Consider the following 16,853-nt stretch of genomic DNA (forward strand, 5'->3'; position numbering starts at 1 on the left):
TACTACGCCTCCTGCATTTCGTCTATTACTTGCCCCAAATAACTCCGCAATCGTCCATACAATTCTTTATCATTTTGAACACTCTCTGCAATCTGACTGTATTCGTTTCGTTCATCTTTTAAAAGGCAGAGCGCCAATGCCGGTGCTTCCGTAAATTTTTGGGCTTTTTCGGCTTCTTCAAATAATCCCTCTATGGAGGCATCTACATATCCTTTCTTAGAACGAATAGGCGTTTCAAAAGCGGTAACAAGATTGACGGGTCTATCTTTTCGAAGAAACAGTACTATACCTTGAGGGAGCGTTTGGTTGGCAAAAGATGTTATTTTCCCTGTCGGCATGGATTGGATAAATGCTTCGACAAAGAGACATAGTGCGTTAACTGTTTTTTCTTTATCGTTGAGCTGTTTCACCAGTTCATGTATGGCGATATTTGCGTAGCGATACAGAGTTGATGAATTATATTCGATTGTATCCATCATAGCTGCCCCGGAAATATCTTCAGGTGTCAAATCGTCAACTGCTGTATAAAAATCAAATTCGGTCTGCACCCCATGTGTAGAAATTGCATGCGCCACTTGGCAAGAAGCATCTTCACATAACTTTGGTTTTCCTGCGACCATGCGTCCGAACAATGCAATATCTAAGGCCGGCTTAGTGGACAAAAAGTCCTCCATAATGTCTTTCTCTTTATTTTTATCCAGTGCCGCATTTGCTAATGTCTTCGCTTCATCTTCACTCAAAAAAATTAAAACATTGGATGTTCCGTCATCTTTTTTTGATTTTTTATCAACGTCAAATCCGATTTTATTTAATATATTTATACTTCTTTTTTTTGCCTCTTCCTCCGATAATGAGGGATTCTTACTCCGTATCTTGTCAGATACATAAGCCACGATATATTTAGTGCGTACCCCCAAATCGAACTGATCTCCAAATTCGTCAAAATACTTGCGCATTGCTCGCTTCCAGGATTGGGAACTGACGCGGGCTCTCCGCACACCCCCATACTGTGCCGTCTTCGGGCTGCCTGTATCGTCTCGATTGATATTGGAAGGGGGAACGGTCTGAATTGCATGTAGGTCCAAAAACAGTCTCTTATTGCTCATTGTCCTCTTCTCCTTTTTTAGTCACTCGGTAGTACTCTCTTGCCCAACGCATCCGCACGTTTTCTTGCGCGCCCCTTAAAAACCAAAACAAATCTTCCGCCAACATAGGATAATCCACTGTTTCATCGGATTTCGCCTTTAATAAAGAAATCATCTGACGTAAATGGTACGCAAGCTCCTCAAAATCCTCCGCAGTCACCATCGCATTAAAACGGCGATCCGCCGCTTTTGTTTTCTCCGTACGCAAAACCCGCATTGAATGCCCCAGATTGTGATACCGCTCTTTTTCGTTTGCCCTCCATACGACCGATTCATCTTTCCCTTGTTGATGCAGAGCATATATTTGTAGCGTGAGCAATATTGCTTTTTCTTCTTGCGTCATATCTCTCTGTGTTGACAAAAAGTCGTCGGGCATATAGCTAAAAATAATGGGAAACACCGACACCGCTCTAGAAAAAGGTTTCCCTAATGAGTTCCTTAAACGCGCTAAGTCCGCATTTCCCTTAGGCTCTGTTCGGTTCCCTTCAATCGCGTGTATTATCTGTTTGGTAACAGTATATACACTTTCATGGGTTTTATCTCGATTTTCCACCGCTTCCCTCCTTTACGTTTAACTTGCGATTCAAAAAATATGAAAAGGTATTATATGCCGTGGCGATATTGCGCACTCGTTCAGCGTTTTCTTCCTTGTTGCCCTCACCACCTTTCTCTATGATCCCAATATAATCTCTCGGTCCGGCCGAACGCACGAATTCATCGACCTGTTTTTTGACGAGTTTCTTTAGTGTTATTCGCCACTCCTTTTCTTTCTTTTCCATACTGTCTCCAGGCTCTATCGAAGAAATCCATAAACGAAAAGGCTTGTCTACCTTATAATATAATTCTTCTACTGCAGAAGAAACAAAGTTTTCATTCGATAAATTCCGGATCACTTTCATTTCAGACATAAAACTACGATACGTCCACCCGATGACCTCATTGGTCATTTCCACGATCTTTGTTATGCGATTTTCCCACCCCGTTTTATCGGCCTCTATGTCCGTCAAAAGCATTGTGCTAACGGAAAGCCCGTCATAAATCTCACTGATAGGTGTCCCTTGTTTGTCTTCCATTCCTACGGCGTTGATCCGGATTCTGTGGTCTTGTATCGTCTTTTTCACTATGGTTCGGCGTAACCAAGATACTATGCCCGGAGGCACTTGATTCTCCTCCGTAGATCCATAATCCGCCAACAAACCAAATGAACGCCACAAAGCCTGCTCTGGAGTATGCTTTCTCGCTGTATAATGATTCTTATCTTTATTCTTCTTGTTATAGATCCACAGCGTCATAGGTTCAAAGAAATAATCACGATATCGAATAGCGGGTAGTTTGACGCTACGAAAAGAGAAGCTTTCCTTCATATCCGTCTCCGGATCAATATATATTGCCCTGCTCCACAATGTATATAATTCCGCAATATTATTGATTGTCCGGAGCGTATTCCTATAAGCTAGAGCATCTAGCACAATTTCTTCTCCTGTCCTCTCCCAGGCGGGTCGTTCTACCTTTCCCACATAGGATTTCTCGCTAGGTACCAACACAAGGTTTAATAGCAGTGTTTCAAAAAGCGTATCTCCTTCCGCATAAATTCCACCCAGCTCGAATAGCCACCCCTTTGTATTCTTCATATATTTTTCTTCACCAAAATAAGCTTTATCCGGCTCTCCGCAATACCCCTGAAACATCACCAACCATCTGGCCAACTGTGAATCCGTCAATTTCTCTTTATTTCCATGGTCCGCCGTCTTTGGAGAAAATAAAGCTACTTTATTTCTACTTTCGGAAATTAGTCGATTCACATTTTTCCCGAAAACCTCACTCCCCATCGCTTTACTGGGATTGCCCTTCTCCAATACATCCTTAGTTACTTGATAAAAAGGCCTATTTTCATCGAATAGAAAAAAACTATCTCTCCACATTTCTAAATACTCGATAACACATTTTGGACATGACCTGCGATTCCATAGTCTTTTCCAAGTCTGGAATAAGGAAGGGCCGTATTTATCAAGCATATTCTTCGGCACATTTTCGTCCTGTATCCATCTTTCTTTGAGAAATATCCCGGGATGCGGATTTCCGTCTACATCAACACGAGAAAATACCGTGTGCATTACTGCCAAAAGGAGCCGTAAAATAGCAAAATCCTGTGCTCTCATATCCCCTGCCAGACCACGGATTAAATGCGCTTCTTCAAAAACCTTTTTTAAAGAAATCTCTCGGACCGTTCCCTTCCGATCCACGACCACAGAAATCCACGGTTCGTCCAGTAGATTAAATCGTCCCAACGCTTCACATCCTTTCTTTGCTCTCATATACGAGTCCAAACGTCGTGTCGTATTGCAATTGCCAGTCTCCCAATGTACAACGATTGTCTTCGTCAAATAACAATACCAGGGCGCCAGAAAGCCAAGCTATATTTCGCCATTCGGGGACCACATCTTTCGTAATCTTCTCCAATTCTAAAATCGTAGCATCCAATCGGCCGCGACCGCACACCGAAACGGGCAGTTGCAATGTACGTGTAGCAATTTCCTTTGCCACTTTCATATTACCATTCTTTAAGTCAATCGAGATATCTCCCCCTTTTTCGAAAAACCCATAGCCACTGCCGTGTCGTTTAAGGGCGATCACCTCTACCGAATCCTCGATATCCCGTACCTGTTGATAATCTCTTGCTTCGGAATAGGAATTTGCGGAATATTTCAGCCAACCCATTAAACTCGCAGGTTCTCCTTCCCAATCTTCGAAAGAAAGATCGGGTTCCCCAACACGAAAGCTATATGCGTTACTTTCTTTAGTAGAAACAAGTTCTTCATGTTTTTTCTTGCTTTTCTTATAAGCTTCTCCTATCGCTCCTTTATAATTGACCTCTATATCTCCATATACCATCTGCACCAATTTGGATATATCACCCGGCACATGCAACACATCCGGCAAGAAGTGTTCCGTTCGCGCCAACAAATATTCGCCGTAGACGGCAACGGATCCCGCATCAAAAACAAAGCCCGGATCCGCTCCCAATACATACAACACCGGTTCTTTGTGTCGATCCGGCCGTTTCGTCTTCCGATGCCGATGAAGACGTCCTACGCGTTGCAATAGAAAGTCCATTGGCGCCAATTCGCTAATCATTACATCGAAGTCGATATCGAGAGATTGTTCGATCACCTGTGTGCCGATTACGATCTTCCTTTTCGGCCGATCTGCCTCTTTTCCGATCATACCCAAGAGTTGTTCTTCCCGTCGAATTCGATCCCGTGCTGTGAACGAAGAGTGCAAAATCTCCACGGAGTCTTCTCCAAATCTCTCTCTGCACAATGCGCCTAGCTGCTGGGCTTTTTTGACGGTATTAACGATGACGCCTATCACTCCGCCGTCGGAATATAAATCCTCCATCAATTCGATCTCCGAACCGAAATATCGCTCTACTTTTACCGTCTTCTCCGGAATCGGTTCGAAGACCGTGTGCTGTTCGATCCGACTGCCGTCGGAATAGGTGATCAGCGGATAGGCATCTTTGGCCATTCCCTCACGCGGAAGCTCGATCTCCGTCTTGTCTAGGCCGCGTCCCTCCAAATAAGCCTGCACCATCTCTTCTCTTTTTTGGGCCGGTAAAGTGGCAGAGAGAAGAATCACAGGGACGCCATAAACTCCCATCCAACGGATGGCCTGCAACAAAAAAGTCGACATATAGCAGTCCGCTGCGTGTATTTCGTCTATAATTACAACCTTTCTACTAAATCCTAGATGTCGCAATGCCAAATGCTTTTGTTTTAGGGCGGTTAGTAAAAATTGATCGATCGTTCCGACGACAAAATCATCCAATGCCGTGGTCTTGCGACCAGAAAACCACCCGTTTACGGCGACCGAACTGAATGCATCCCCATCCTGATCGATCTGCGAAGCATTCGGCAGATCGGCATACGATTTGTTGAGCGCCGCTTTTCCGTGAACAAGGCGTAAAGAGACAGTCTCTTGTTGTTCTTCGGCAATGCGTCGCAGCCAATTTTCGATGCGCGGAAACATTCCATTTGACGTCGCCTGGGTGGGTAACCCAAAAAATAATCCATTTCTCTTGGTCTTATATGCCAACTGTTCAGCCGCAATCAGCGCCGCCTCCGTCTTTCCGAGCCCCATAGGCGCTTCAAAGATAAAAATACCGGGATCGTCGACGTTTTCCACCACATCAAAAAATACTTTTTGCGCATCCTTCGGAACAAACTGCAGCGACTCACTGCCGAAGCGCGATTGATATGCGATCTCCGCAACATCGACGGCTTGTGCTTGTGGCGGCCGCGTCTGCATCCACGCCTTCCATCCCTTTTCAAATCGAGCTTCGGAATCGTTTACCTTATCCGCATCTATCGGAATAAGAGGAAAATAATGTTCGTTGCTCGCAATCCAATCCGCCATAATCAATAACCCTTGATAAATTACCTGGTAGGCCAGCGGAATCGCCGGCAGTTCTTCCGCTCCATCATACTCATTGGCGGAAAGTGCCCATAACAGAATATCGTGCTGTCGCCCTTCCCATAACCGGTACACCACATCATCCACATTTGTTTTTTGGTAGATATTCTCTAAATAGCTGCGCTGTAAGTCCAGATCATCTGTATCATCCGGCGACTTGCCATGGTGTCCGCTTACAATTACTGCAATATCCCTGCGGATTCCATACTTTTCCAAAAGATACTGGCCGACAATACTATGATGGCTATACTGCGTAGTGTCCAAATCCAATGTTGTGATACCGGAAAACCCTGCTCGTTCCAACTTTTCCAGCAATTGTGCATCTAGGTCCTCAGAACAGTGAAACCCCGATTTGGACTGAAAGGCCGGAACGGCCTTGCCAATATCGTGGATGGAGCCGAGAAAGCCGGCCACACGCCTTGCCTCCTCTTCCTCTACACCCATTTCACTTGCTATGCGTTCCTTAATGCCATCTGCAAGCCAATGGTCCCACAGTGCGATAGAAACGCGCATGGTATCTTCCAAATGTTGCGCCAAGGGTAGCCAAGTCATAACTCCGTCTTTATCCGATTTTTTTGCCCAAAAACTCGGATCTACAGTTGCACCTTCGATCACTTCCCCACCTCCGCAAGTGCCTTCTCATATACCGCCTTGGTCTTCTCATCGAACAGCACCCAAATTATTTCCATCTCGTGCCCTTCCGCCAAAAAATCTCGTGCCGTCTCGACGGCGATAGCCGCGGCTTCTTCGACGGGATAACCGAAAATACCGGTGGAGATCGACGGAAAGGCGATGCTTTTCACCCCGTTTTGGGCGGCGAGTTCGAGGCTATTCCGGTAAGACGCGCGCAAAAGCTTCGCTTCATTCGCATCGCCTCCGCGCCAAACGGGACCCGGCGTGTGGATGATATATTTGCCGGGCAGGCGAAAGCCGTCGGTGATAACGGCCTCTCCCGTGTCGCAATGGCCGATGGCATCGCAGGCGGCGGCGAGTTCTTTTGCCCCCGCGGCCGCAAAGATGGCGCCGCAGACGCCGCCCCCGCGCTTCAATCCCTCGTTGGCGGCATTGACGATGGCGTCGACTTCTATTTTTGTGATGTCTCCCAAGCGCATTTCGATTTTGGATTGCATATGCGTTCCTTTCCCGGCATTTGGCCGATTCTTTAACAGTTTTTCTATCTAAAGCAAATATATCGCATTTTCCGATAAAAGCAAGATCTCGTATCGAATTCTCTTCCCGTAAGGAATTTTCCCTTACGGGATCTTTATTTTTCTCATTTTTTCCTTGCACGCTTTTATGTCTGCGGCGGTATGATGCCTACACGAAAGGAAAAGAGGTGACTGTTATGCGTTTCGGCTCTTATTTCATGGCCCTGCACCGCATACTGCAAATGCGTGCGGGACGGTTTGTGCACCGCCACCCGTTCTTGGGCTTTATCTCGTTATTTTTGGGCGTTCCTCTATGTCTGATGGGCGACTGTTTGCAGGCACCGCGGCGGTGATTTTGCCCATCGCCCTCTTGCTGAGATGGTCTTAATACATCTTTATGCGGTCTTTATACGAACTGCTTTTGCCTTATACCGCCTTTAGAAGCCGGGCGATATAGTATCGAATCACAGGAGGAAATATGTTATGAAAATTTTGATCGGGTGCATCGCTCTGTGTGCAGTCGCTATGTTGCTTTGGTATGTGTATATTTTGATGAAAGGAGAGGACGAGGCGTGAATTCGATTCTTCAGTACATCCTTTATACGGCGATTCTGATCGCCCTGGCCGTGCCATTGGGCGGCTATATAAAACGCGTTATGGAAGGAGAGAGGACCTTTCTTTCTCCGTTTCTTTCCCCTTTAGAACGGGGGATTTACCGCTTGACGGGTCTGTCCTTCGAAGAAGAGATGACCCGCAAACAGTATGCGGCGAGCGTTGTCGCCTTTTCCGCGGCGGGCTTTCTCTTTCTCTATTTGCTGCAGCGCCTACAAGGGGTACTTCCCGGAAACCCCCGCGGGTTCGGAGCGGTACCGTGGGATCTCGCATTGAACACGACCGCCAGTTTCGTCACCAATACGAATTGGCAGGCCTATGCGGGCGAAGCGACGCTGAGCTATTTGTCCCAGGCGCTGGGGCTTACGGTACAAAACTTCGTCTCTGCGGCCACGGGGATCGCGGTGTTGTTTGCGCTGATTCGCGGTTTTAACCGGGTACACGCCGATACGCTGGGGAACTTTTGGACGGATATGACCCGCATTATGGTGCATATCCTCCTCCCCGTAAATCTCGTAATCGCCGTCATGCTTCTGGCGGGAGGCGTGGTACAAAATCTGAACCCTCCGGTTTCTGTGCCGCTGCTCGAACCCATCGCCGTTCGCGAAAACGGCGAGATCATCGAAAATGCGAAGATCGACCTGAAAACCGAAACGGTGACGCAAAACGGCAATATCGTTGAAAATGCAAACATCGTAACGAAACAGTTCGTCCCCGGTGGCCCCGCCGCGGGACAAATCGCCATTAAACAGTCGGGAACCAACGGCGGCGGTTTTATGGGCACCAATTCCGCCCATCCGCTGGAAAATCCCAATGCCTTTACGAATATGACAGAGATGCTCTCGATTTTGTGGATCCCCGTCGCGCTCTGTTTTACCTTCGGGGCCGCCGTTAAGGACAAAAAACAGGGAATCGCAATATTTATGGCGATGTTTCTTTTTCTCGTCGTCTCCATCGGCGCAATCGGCATCAGCGAGCAAGCCGCTACGCCGCAGCTCGCACAAAACGGCGCGGTAGATCTTACGAGCGCGCAGCAGGCCGGCGGCAATATGGAAGGCAAGGAAGCGCGCTTCGGCATCGCTTCTTCCGCCACCTGGGCGGCCTTTACCACCGCCGCTTCCAGCGGTTCGGTCAACTCCATGCACGACAGCTACACCCCCATCGGCGGCATGGTCCCCATGATTCTCATACAGCTCGGGGAAGTGGTCTTCGGCGGCGTGGGTTGCGGTTTATACGGTATGTTGGGATTTGCGATTCTCACTGTATTTATCGCGGGGCTCATGGTGGGACGTACGCCGGAATTTTTGGGAAAGAAGATCGAACCCTATGAAATGAAGTGGGCGGTGCTCGCCTGCCTCGCCACGCCGATCGCCATTTTGCTAGCCGGCGGGATCGCAGCCGGTGTGCCCGCTGTGATGAACAGTATTCAGGACGACGGCGCCCACGGATTTTCCGAACTCCTCTACGCCTATACCTCCGCCGGCGGCAACAACGGTTCGGCCTTTGCGGGCTTTGACGCAAATACGGTCTTTGTCAATGTTTCCATTGCCTTGTCGATGTTGTTTGCGCGTTTTTTGCCCATACTCTCTATCCTCGCCATTGCCGGCAGCCTCGCGCGGAAGAAAAAGATTCCCGCTTCGGCCGGTACGCTGTCTACCTCCAATGCCATGTTCGTATTTTTGCTGATCGTGATCGTACTCTTGATCGGCGCGCTCAGCTTTTTCCCCGCGTTGGCCCTCGGTCCATTGGCCGAGTACTTCAGCGCAATGTAAGGAGATGTAAATATGTCTCAAAATAATACCCGTTCCCTAAAAGATACCGCGCTCGTAAGCCGCGCTATCGGGGATTCGTTCAAAAATCTGGATCCTCGCCTGCAGGCGGAAAATCCCGTTATGTTTCTGGTCTTCGTATCGGCCGTGTTGACGACGCTTTTATGGATCGCCTCTCTATTCGGCATTCAAGATGCGCCGAGCGGCTACACCTTTGCCATTGCCGTGATCTTGTGGTTTACGGTTCTCTTTGCGAATTTCGCGGAGGCCATTGCCGAAGGCCGGGGAAAGGCGCAGGCGGATGCTTTGCGCTCGTCGAGAAAGGATGTCGAGGCGCGCACGATTCCCTCTCCCGCACAGAGGGATCGGGTCACCGTCGTTCCCTCCGCCACATTAAAGAAGGGCCAGTTCATGCTGGTCGCGGCGGGCGAACAGATTCCCGCCGACGGCGAAGTCGTCGTGGGAGCGGCGACTGTGGACGAAAGTGCCATTACCGGCGAGTCGGCCCCGGTGATCCGAGAAGCGGGGGGCGACCGCAGTGCCGTCACCGGCGGTACCACGGTGCTTTCCGATGAAATCGTCATTCGCGTCACCAGCGAAGCGGGGGAAAGCTTTCTTGATAAAATGATCTCCATGGTCGAAGGGGCGGCGCGCAAAAAGACCCCCAACGAAATCGCCTTGGAGATCTTTCTGATCGCGCTTTCCATCATCTTTATATTGGTGACCCTCTCCCTCTACACCTTTTCTTCCTTTTCCGCCGCAGCAAGCGGCATCGAAAACCCCACTTCCGTCACCACCCTGGTGGCCCTATTGGTCTGCCTTGCGCCCACCACCATCCTCCGCTCAGGATGACAAGAAAAAATTCGCAATAGCGTCTGTCGGAGCGCACGGTCCTCCCCACCCTTGTCATTCTGAGCGAGGAATTTATTCCGAGTCGAAGAATCTCTTTCGCGAGAATGGGTGTGCAACGAGGTCGAAGTCGGAACGAAGTTCCTCACTCAGAATGACAGGGGGGATTGTGCAGACCGTCAAGGAATACAAAAACCCCACAGGAAATCCTGCGGGGCGCGGTATTTGCTTCAATACGGCCTATTGTTCGCCGGTCTCTAAGGCGCGGATCAGCGCGCTCTTTAGGTCGCCTTGGATCTGCACCATCTTTTCTTCTGCGGCGCGGCGGGTTTCTTTCGCCTTTTTATTGATAGCGATAGAGCCTTCGATCGTCTCGATGAGGTCGCGATTGGCGGCCTCCAAGGTCTCGATGTCGACGATGGAACGCTGCGCCTCTTCCTGCACGCCCAGGGTGGTCTGCTTCAAGTTCTCCGCATTGCGACGAATGAGTTCGTTGGTCGTCTCGCTCACATCGCGCTGCAGTTTTAGTGCCTGTTCCTGTTCGGCCAGGCCCAAAGCCATCACGGTTTGAGACTTCCACAGCGGGATGGTGTTGTGAATGGCGTCGCTGATCTTGGTGGCGAGGAGCTGGTCGTTGTTTTGGATCAGCTTGATCTGCGGCGCGGTCTGAAGCGCCAGGGTCTGAGAGATCTTGAGGTCGTGCACCTTTTTCTCGAAGCGATCCACATTGGCGGCGAGGTCTTTGACGACCTGTGCCGCCATGGCGTGGTCGCTCGCTTTGGCCTGCGCCTCCAAAGAAGGCAGCACCTCTTCGCGCATCTCGCGCACTTTTTCTTCCCCGGCGACGATATAGACTTCGAGATCGTGGAAATAGTCCAAATTTTCCTGATATAGGCGGTCGAAGACCTCGATATTTTGAAGCAGCGTCTTCTCCTGCATCTGAAGCCGCGCCGCAATGGCGTCGATCTGTTGGGAAAGATCGTCGTACGACGCGAGGTAGCGCTGAATTTCGCCCTTTACGCCGCCGAAGATCTTTTCGAAGAAATTGGGCTTATCGGGTTCGTTTACGTTTTTGACCCGCACCAGAAGATCGGTCATCAACGCGCCCACTTCGCCGGCGTCGCGGCTGCGGACCTGACTCAGAATAGAATCCGAGAACTGGGCGATGCTCTTTTGGGTGCCGACGCCGTAGAGGTTGGTGGCGGCGGAATCCCTGAGGTCGATGTCTTTCATGACCTTTTGCACTTCCTCCTCGCGCACGGCGGGAAGGCTTTCAAATTGTGCATTGACCGCTTCGGCGACGGCAGCTTCTTCTACGGGAGGGGCGGCCTGGGGGGCGTCTTTTAATAGATTTTCGAGCGAGTATTCGTTCATATGCTTCTCCTTATTGTATCCCTTTCATCAAAATATCCATGGCCTTTTTGTCGGGCATGGGCATTACGCGGTCGATCTGCGTGGCAATACCGGGCACGTCAAACCGCTTTTTGTCGGCGCTACCCGCCGCCATAGTCCGAAAACCGTGGCGCTTCCAGGCGATGTCTTGTACTTCTTCGGTTTTTAGCGCATCGAGACCCCGCTTTCCCTCTTCGGTGAGCGCAATATATACATGGCTCGACCAAACGGTGGGCGAAGGATAGAGGATTATAATATCGTCTTTGATCCGCTCGTAAATGTCGGGATCGGTGCGAGAAAACTCCAAAATCTGGTTCTCATACCCCGCGATCATGGGGTAGGCCCCCATCCCCTGCTTCATAAACTGGCTGAACATATCGGAGGAGGAGCTCTGCATATAGCCGATCTCGTTATAGATCTTTCGCACCGGCTCCACGACCGACTGCGCCGCCTCGCCCCGCAGCGGCCCGCCGTATAGGCTCGACGCCAAAAGCCCCAAAAACATATTGCCCGAATTCGACTGGTTGGGGTCGGTGGTATCGACGAATACATTGCCGTAAAGCGTCGGCATGCCCAGATCCGCCCAGGAGGTCCCCGCGGCGATCTTTTCGGCGAGGGCCTTCATATCCACATAATAAACCCCGTCCGATTCGGAGGCGAGATTTTGCGCCATCAGCGCGTCCACCACCGCCCGGCGCGAGTACAGAACGATGGGCGTATTGAACACGATGTCCTGGTCCTCGTAGCTTCCGCCCCGCTCCTTATAAATCTCGAGCGCCAGCTGACTCGACGGAAAGAGATAATCCCGATCGCCGGAATCACCCTGCACCATCGCAAGCGAGCCCGCCTTGCGATAGTCCATGCGCAGGCCGTGCTCCTTCTCCAAAAGCTCGCGAAAGGCTTCGTCTTCGAACAGGCCGATCTTCTCGCCGCCCAAGAGGCCGCTGAGCGTCGCGCGAGCGGGCTTCGTGCCGATAAACGCGGAATACCCCACCGCCACCAGCACCACCAGGGCGAGAAGCCCCAGGCCGATCCATCTCTTTTTCATAAATCTCCCCCCAGCTTTACGGTTTTATCCAACAAATCCGACTCGACCTCGAGTTCCACAATGGCATCGCGATAATAGCCGTCCAATTGGCGGCCGAAAATCGTCTGTAAGTGGTCCAGCGAAGCCAAGGTATCGGTGCGGAGCGTCGCCATCTTTTCGGCCGAAACGCCGGCGCCTTCGAGCTTGGCATAATTTCCCAAAATGCGGTTTGCCGAGCCCAAATAGTACTCCAAAAAGTGCTCCGACGGCGAGATCGCCTTGGGGTTCTTCTCGAGATACCGAAGGATCGCGGTCGCCGATTCCAAAAGGTGTTCTGCCTTGGGCACAAGCGCCGCATCCTCCGTCGCCTTCGTCGCCGTATCGAGCGCCTTCACATCCTCCACCGCCCTGGCATAGATCGACTCCAACCGCGCCGCTTGGTCGAACCCCTCTAGGGAGGTCTTCCCGATCTTAGGCGCAGACGTCATCGACAACCGCACGCCGGCATAGGTCAGCCCCGCCAGCAAAAGCGCTACGACAAGATGCCATTTCAGGAGCAAATAGGTGATGAGAAAGAGCACCGCCCCGGCCGCCCCCGCCGCCAGATCGGATCGCTTGGTGTCCATAGTGTTTCCTTTCTAGTTATAGCCCTTGGCCGTCTTAAAGGCGCGGATCAAATCGTCCCTGCCGTCGAATACACGCGCGTTGGACAGATCCGCCAAATATTCCAGTTCGCCCGGATCCGCGCCGCCGAATTGGATCGAAAAAATCGGCACATCCATGCCCCGCGCCTGATACCGTTTGGCAAATTCTTTCGGCTGCATCGACCCGTTCGCCTGCCCGTCGGTAAGCACCACCACCGATACCACATAATTCGACAGATCCTCCCGCGCCGCCAACAGATCGAGCGCCGCATCTACCGCTTCGTACATCGCGGTACCGCCGCCGATTTCCGTGCGCTTCGCCACCGCATACAGCTCGCTCGTATCGGCGCCGTCCGCCTCGGCGGGCGCGTGCACCTCACTGTGAAAGGGAAGCAATACCGTATGATCGCGCTCCGTGCCCATCAACATATGCGCGCGGGCATTGTCCGGTAAGAGCACCTGTTCCAAGGCCGATACCATCGCATCCATCCGCTCGCCGTACATCGAGCCGGAATAGTCGAGCACATACACCGTAAACGCGGGTTTCTTAAACGACGTCTGGTACAAATCCAGCGCCTGGCGAATCACCTCCGCCTTGGGCAGGCGAATGGGCGAAAGCAGCTTATCGGCGCGAATCCCCCACTCGGTGCGAAACACGCCCCGATTGGCTTCGCTCACATTGCCGTAGGCCGATCTCTTGCCGGTTTTTTCGATCGCCGACTGCCCCTCCTCCGATAAGAGATAGGCCTGCAGCTTCAAAAAAGCTTCCTCCTTCTTATCGTCGCCCGCGTCCACATAGGCGAGGGGCGAATCGGAAATCGAGATGCCGTCTTTGGGATACACCGCATACAGCGGCTCCTTCCCCTCGGCCTCGAGCTTTTTATTTGCCTGAATAATCAGCGTCTCGTAATTTACCATCGCATCGTAATCGCCCTTTAAGAACAGATCCACCAGCCAATTCGACGAGCCCGACGAGCGGTCCACCCCCGAAAGCAGGCGCACAATCTTTTCTCGAAGCGCTGCATCCGCCAAATTCTCCGACGTCAAACCCCCTTCGGGATTTCCCGAAAGCGCCGTCATAAATCCCAAATATGCCGACGCGCCCGAATTGGATTGCGTCGCCGAAGTCATACAAAACGAGAGCTTCTCCGATTCGATCGCCGCCATAATCTCATCCAGAGAGACATCGTCCCTGCCGACAAAACCCAGTTCCTCGGCGAGCGTCTGCCGAATGCCGAAAATCACCGGCGTAATCGACGTCGTCTCCGCGTGCTTCAACAGGCGGTGCGTATCGCCCAGATCGAGCCAAATCGACGACGCCGGCCATACCGCATCGTACGACACCTCGTTCGATTCGAGCATCTGCGAAATCTCTAACGATCCGGCGTAATCCATCTCGATCTTCTGCCCAGAATCCTTTGCGTAGGCTTCGAGCACCGGCTCCAGCTCCTTCATCTCCGAGCCCGCCACAATGCGAATCACCTCTCCCGAACCCGACGACACAAAGGCGCCGGAATCGGGCGCAGACTCCTCGCCCGCATCGCTGCCACAAGCGACGAGCACCATCGACAGGCACAAAATCATCAGACCGAGCCACTTCTTCACACAAACACCTCCCGAAAAAACGCGACAGTTTTCCTTTATAAAGAGAATAGCAGAGCCACGACCGAGGGGAGATAAATTGCGGTAAGGAATATGTAAAGAATAGAATAGATTCGAGAATCCGCGCATACAAAAACCCCGGGGACAAACGCCTCGGGGCAAAGTTTTCTCTTATTCTTCTATCTCGTACAAAAAATCGCCCGTATAATCGATCTCCATCAGCACCTCCGCAATCCGCTCCCCCGTTGTCACAAAACCCGTCAGCACCAGCGTTTGGTCCCCGTCGTATTCTCCCATAATATCCATCCGGCTCCGATGCTTCGAAAAATCGACGACAAAATCCGCAAGCGTCATCTTCTTTCCCGTAAACTGCCCACATTGCCACATAATACATCCCGGTAGTGCAAAACATGGACATACGAATCCGAAAACCAAACGTTGCAAATGCGAATGCGCCCCTTCACCATCTCATCGCGCACCACATCCACAAAACCCGAATCCGTCTCGAGCACCAAATCGTCGCCGTCCCGCACAAAGACCAAAATCCCCGCGTCGTGGAGAGAAAAACGGTTGTGTGTATGGGGTTCTCGCGTATAAATCTTCATACTTTCTCCTTGGTGTATACAACAAAATCGTATTAAAATAATTTATATTTTGGAATTAGACGAAAATTCACCCTCACTGCTAGATCAAATATAATTCGCAATTAAAAATACTCTATAGAAGTATGCGCAATAACCATTAATTGACGTGCGCTAACATATTGAAGGCTCGGGAAGATTCTGATAGACACATTCTCTTACAATACGCCGTTTCTCCGATCCCTGAAAAACGTGTTCTCTTTCCCCTAAAACGCTATTTCAAATCTAAGCCTTAACGGCAAACCAATATTTTTAAGCTGTAAGCACGGATCCAACCTTTCTATATTACCGGTTTTCATGCTCAAATCACTAACAATCTATCTAAAAAATTTGCATGTTTATTATCACTGAATTATTTTTATTACTTCTACATAATTGAATATAGACCTAAAATGTTAGATTCATTTTAGGTCTATATTCACAATCTTATAAGCTTTTTCCTTTTTCTCCCTGAGATAATAAAATTCTATAACTGTCTCTCCGGTAAATCCTCTTTGTAACTTTCACCACAAAAATCAAAGTCAAAACCAACATGACCTTTCTTTGCTCTATCGTATGCTATATATGCAAGTGCGACATCTAAACAGCCCATACCAATCGGTATACATAGAACCTTTTTCTTCTCAATATTCGTAATTTTCTTCTCTCCAGCAACTAATTCCCCAATTGTCGTTGATATATTGTCCTTGGTAATTTTTCCTTGTTCAGCTAGCCGATGCAAAGCTCCTCGATGTAAGGCTTGTTCTAAATGATCGACAACAATCTCATCACAGTCTAGTATTAGCTCATCTGTAACCTCTTTATAGGAGCCCATAGGAAAGACGACTGTCCCTGGTTGAATCATCTCACTCGATAAAAATGGTTCGTGAGCTTGAGTGACTGTGATAAGTACGTCTGCATCCGTTGCATCTTCAACCTTATCACAAATAATAATTTTTCCTTCAACGACATCTTCCATGTCTCTAGCAAATTTTTCAGCTACGGGTTTATATATGTCATAAACCCGAAGTTCCTCAATTTTAAATACTTTTGAAATGGCTTCAGTTTGTGTATGGCCTTGGACGCCAGCACCAAATAACCCAATTCGAATACTTTCTCTCTCTTTAAATAAATGCTTTAAAGAAACTGCAGTCTGAGCGCCAGTACGCAGATTGGTAATATATTTCCCATCCATGACTGCTCTGAAGATTCCAAGTTTAGGGTCTGCTAAAATAATCATTCCACAAATAAATGGGAGATTCGCTTTTTTACGATGCCCTAAAAAACCACCTACCCATTTTATTCCAGCATTATCTTGGTAACCAATATATGCAGGCATTGCATTAAAGAAACCTTCATACGGCGGCCATCCTCCAGATTCTCCTAAATCCAGCGTCACTTTTGTTGGATTAATCACTTCTCCTTTTCCAAAATAGTCAAAAGTCCTTTCAACCGAATCCACTGCATCTTCCATATTTACAAGATGCATAACTTGTTCATAGGTAAGAAGTTTTGCCATTGAATTTTCCTCCTCTGATTCATTTCAAGAATTTGACTTTTTTAACAATCGAA

At 49.7% G+C, this 16,853-nt stretch carries 15 protein-coding genes; 3 read left to right on the forward strand and 12 right to left on the reverse strand.

What is annotated here, in order from left to right:
- Positions 1–2: 2 nt before the first annotated feature.
- From cas7e to QO008_RS04120, 5 genes are read right to left on the reverse strand one after another with little or no spacing between them, the layout of a single operon-like run.
- The gene (gene cas7e, locus QO008_RS04100; protein ID WP_307384634.1) at positions 3–1,106 is read right to left on the reverse strand and encodes a type I-E CRISPR-associated protein Cas7/Cse4/CasC; all 1,104 of its coding nucleotides are present in this window, start codon (positions 1,104–1,106) and stop codon (positions 3–5) included.
- Complete coding sequence (gene casB, locus QO008_RS04105) at positions 1,096–1,698, reverse strand: type I-E CRISPR-associated protein Cse2/CasB (protein ID WP_307384636.1); 603 nt, start codon at positions 1,696–1,698, stop codon at positions 1,096–1,098. Before casB ends, cas7e begins: the two co-directional genes overlap by 11 nt.
- Positions 1,682–3,460 (reverse strand): type I-E CRISPR-associated protein Cse1/CasA, encoded by a 1,779-nt coding sequence (locus QO008_RS04110; RefSeq protein ID WP_307384638.1) that lies wholly within the window; start codon positions 3,458–3,460, stop codon positions 1,682–1,684. The genes casB and QO008_RS04110 overlap by 17 nt, the downstream gene beginning before the upstream one ends.
- Entirely contained in the window at positions 3,438–6,233 is a 2,796-nt protein-coding gene (gene cas3 / locus QO008_RS04115; protein ID WP_307384640.1) for a CRISPR-associated helicase Cas3', read from the reverse strand. Before cas3 ends, QO008_RS04110 begins: the two co-directional genes overlap by 23 nt.
- Positions 6,230–6,748 carry a macro domain-containing protein gene (locus QO008_RS04120; RefSeq protein WP_307384641.1) on the reverse strand — a complete coding sequence of 173 codons (519 nt, stop codon included), beginning with the start codon at positions 6,746–6,748 and terminating at the stop codon, positions 6,230–6,232. Before QO008_RS04120 ends, cas3 begins: the two co-directional genes overlap by 4 nt.
- Positions 6,749–6,963: 215 nt before the next feature.
- Between QO008_RS04120 and QO008_RS04125 the strand changes: the two genes are divergently transcribed.
- The 3 genes from QO008_RS04125 (at position 6,964) to QO008_RS04135 (ending at position 9,999) form a co-directional block, all read left to right on the forward strand.
- Positions 6,964–7,119, forward strand: a complete 156-nt coding sequence (locus QO008_RS04125; protein WP_307384642.1) for a hypothetical protein — start codon at positions 6,964–6,966, stop codon at positions 7,117–7,119.
- A gap of 219 nt (positions 7,120–7,338) precedes the next feature.
- Positions 7,339–9,150 carry a potassium-transporting ATPase subunit KdpA gene (kdpA, locus tag QO008_RS04130; RefSeq protein WP_307384644.1) on the forward strand — a complete coding sequence of 604 codons (1,812 nt, stop codon included), beginning with the start codon at positions 7,339–7,341 and terminating at the stop codon, positions 9,148–9,150.
- Between the two features lie 12 nt (positions 9,151–9,162).
- Positions 9,163–9,999, forward strand: coding sequence for a P-type ATPase (locus QO008_RS04135; protein WP_307384646.1), 837 nt, complete (start codon positions 9,163–9,165; stop codon positions 9,997–9,999).
- A gap of 237 nt (positions 10,000–10,236) precedes the next feature.
- On the opposite strand, the gene QO008_RS04140 is transcribed toward QO008_RS04135, so the two are convergent.
- The 7 genes from QO008_RS04140 to QO008_RS04170 form a co-directional block, all read right to left on the reverse strand.
- The gene (locus QO008_RS04140; protein ID WP_307384648.1) at positions 10,237–11,370 is read right to left on the reverse strand and encodes a toxic anion resistance protein; all 1,134 of its coding nucleotides are present in this window, start codon (positions 11,368–11,370) and stop codon (positions 10,237–10,239) included.
- Between the two features lie 10 nt (positions 11,371–11,380).
- The gene (locus QO008_RS04145) at positions 11,381–12,436 is read right to left on the reverse strand and encodes a hypothetical protein (RefSeq protein WP_307384650.1); all 1,056 of its coding nucleotides are present in this window, start codon (positions 12,434–12,436) and stop codon (positions 11,381–11,383) included.
- Positions 12,433–13,041 carry a 5-bromo-4-chloroindolyl phosphate hydrolysis family protein gene (locus QO008_RS04150; protein WP_126466240.1) on the reverse strand — a complete coding sequence of 203 codons (609 nt, stop codon included), beginning with the start codon at positions 13,039–13,041 and terminating at the stop codon, positions 12,433–12,435. The genes QO008_RS04145 and QO008_RS04150 overlap by 4 nt, the downstream gene beginning before the upstream one ends.
- Positions 13,042–13,053: 12 nt before the next feature.
- A complete protein-coding gene (locus tag QO008_RS04155; RefSeq protein ID WP_307384652.1) occupies positions 13,054–14,664 on the reverse strand; it encodes a substrate-binding and vWA domain-containing protein in 1,611 nt (536 codons plus the stop codon).
- Positions 14,665–14,832: 168 nt separating this feature from the next.
- Positions 14,833–15,015 (reverse strand): hypothetical protein, encoded by a 183-nt coding sequence (locus QO008_RS04160; RefSeq protein WP_307384653.1) that lies wholly within the window; start codon positions 15,013–15,015, stop codon positions 14,833–14,835.
- Complete coding sequence (locus QO008_RS04165) at positions 15,012–15,266, reverse strand: hypothetical protein (protein WP_307384655.1); 255 nt, start codon at positions 15,264–15,266, stop codon at positions 15,012–15,014. Before QO008_RS04165 ends, QO008_RS04160 begins: the two co-directional genes overlap by 4 nt.
- A gap of 502 nt (positions 15,267–15,768) precedes the next feature.
- Entirely contained in the window at positions 15,769–16,800 is a 1,032-nt protein-coding gene (locus tag QO008_RS04170) for an ornithine cyclodeaminase family protein (RefSeq protein ID WP_307384657.1), read from the reverse strand.
- Positions 16,801–16,853 lie beyond the last annotated feature (53 nt).

Origin of the sequence: Aedoeadaptatus ivorii, from assembly GCF_030815095.1 — a bacterium.
Lineage (GTDB): Bacteria > Bacillota > Clostridia > Tissierellales > Peptoniphilaceae > Aedoeadaptatus > Aedoeadaptatus ivorii.

What these genes read in the sequence shown, in the direction of transcription:
- QO008_RS04145 (WP_307384650.1), bottom strand. Translation starts at nt 12,436, where the DNA reads ATGAAAAAGAGATGGATCGGCCTGGGGCTTCTCGCCCTGGTGGTGCTG.
- QO008_RS04160 (WP_307384653.1), bottom strand. Translation starts at nt 15,015, where the DNA reads ATGACGCTTGCGGATTTTGTCGTCGATTTTTCGAAGCATCGGAGCCGG.
- QO008_RS04120 (WP_307384641.1), bottom strand. Translation starts at nt 6,748, where the DNA reads ATGCAATCCAAAATCGAAATGCGCTTGGGAGACATCACAAAAATAGAA.
- QO008_RS04150 (WP_126466240.1), bottom strand. Translation starts at nt 13,041, where the DNA reads ATGGACACCAAGCGATCCGATCTGGCGGCGGGGGCGGCCGGGGCGGTG.
- QO008_RS04110 (WP_307384638.1), bottom strand. Translation starts at nt 3,460, where the DNA reads ATGAGAGCAAAGAAAGGATGTGAAGCGTTGGGACGATTTAATCTACTG.
- QO008_RS04140 (WP_307384648.1), bottom strand. Translation starts at nt 11,370, where the DNA reads ATGAACGAATACTCGCTCGAAAATCTATTAAAAGACGCCCCCCAGGCC.
- cas7e (WP_307384634.1), bottom strand. Translation starts at nt 1,106, where the DNA reads ATGAGCAATAAGAGACTGTTTTTGGACCTACATGCAATTCAGACCGTT.
- QO008_RS04165 (WP_307384655.1), bottom strand. Translation starts at nt 15,266, where the DNA reads ATGAAGATTTATACGCGAGAACCCCATACACACAACCGTTTTTCTCTC.
- QO008_RS04170 (WP_307384657.1), bottom strand. Translation starts at nt 16,800, where the DNA reads ATGGCAAAACTTCTTACCTATGAACAAGTTATGCATCTTGTAAATATG.
- QO008_RS04125 (WP_307384642.1), top strand. Translation starts at nt 6,964, where the DNA reads ATGCGTTTCGGCTCTTATTTCATGGCCCTGCACCGCATACTGCAAATG.
- QO008_RS04135 (WP_307384646.1), top strand. Translation starts at nt 9,163, where the DNA reads ATGTCTCAAAATAATACCCGTTCCCTAAAAGATACCGCGCTCGTAAGC.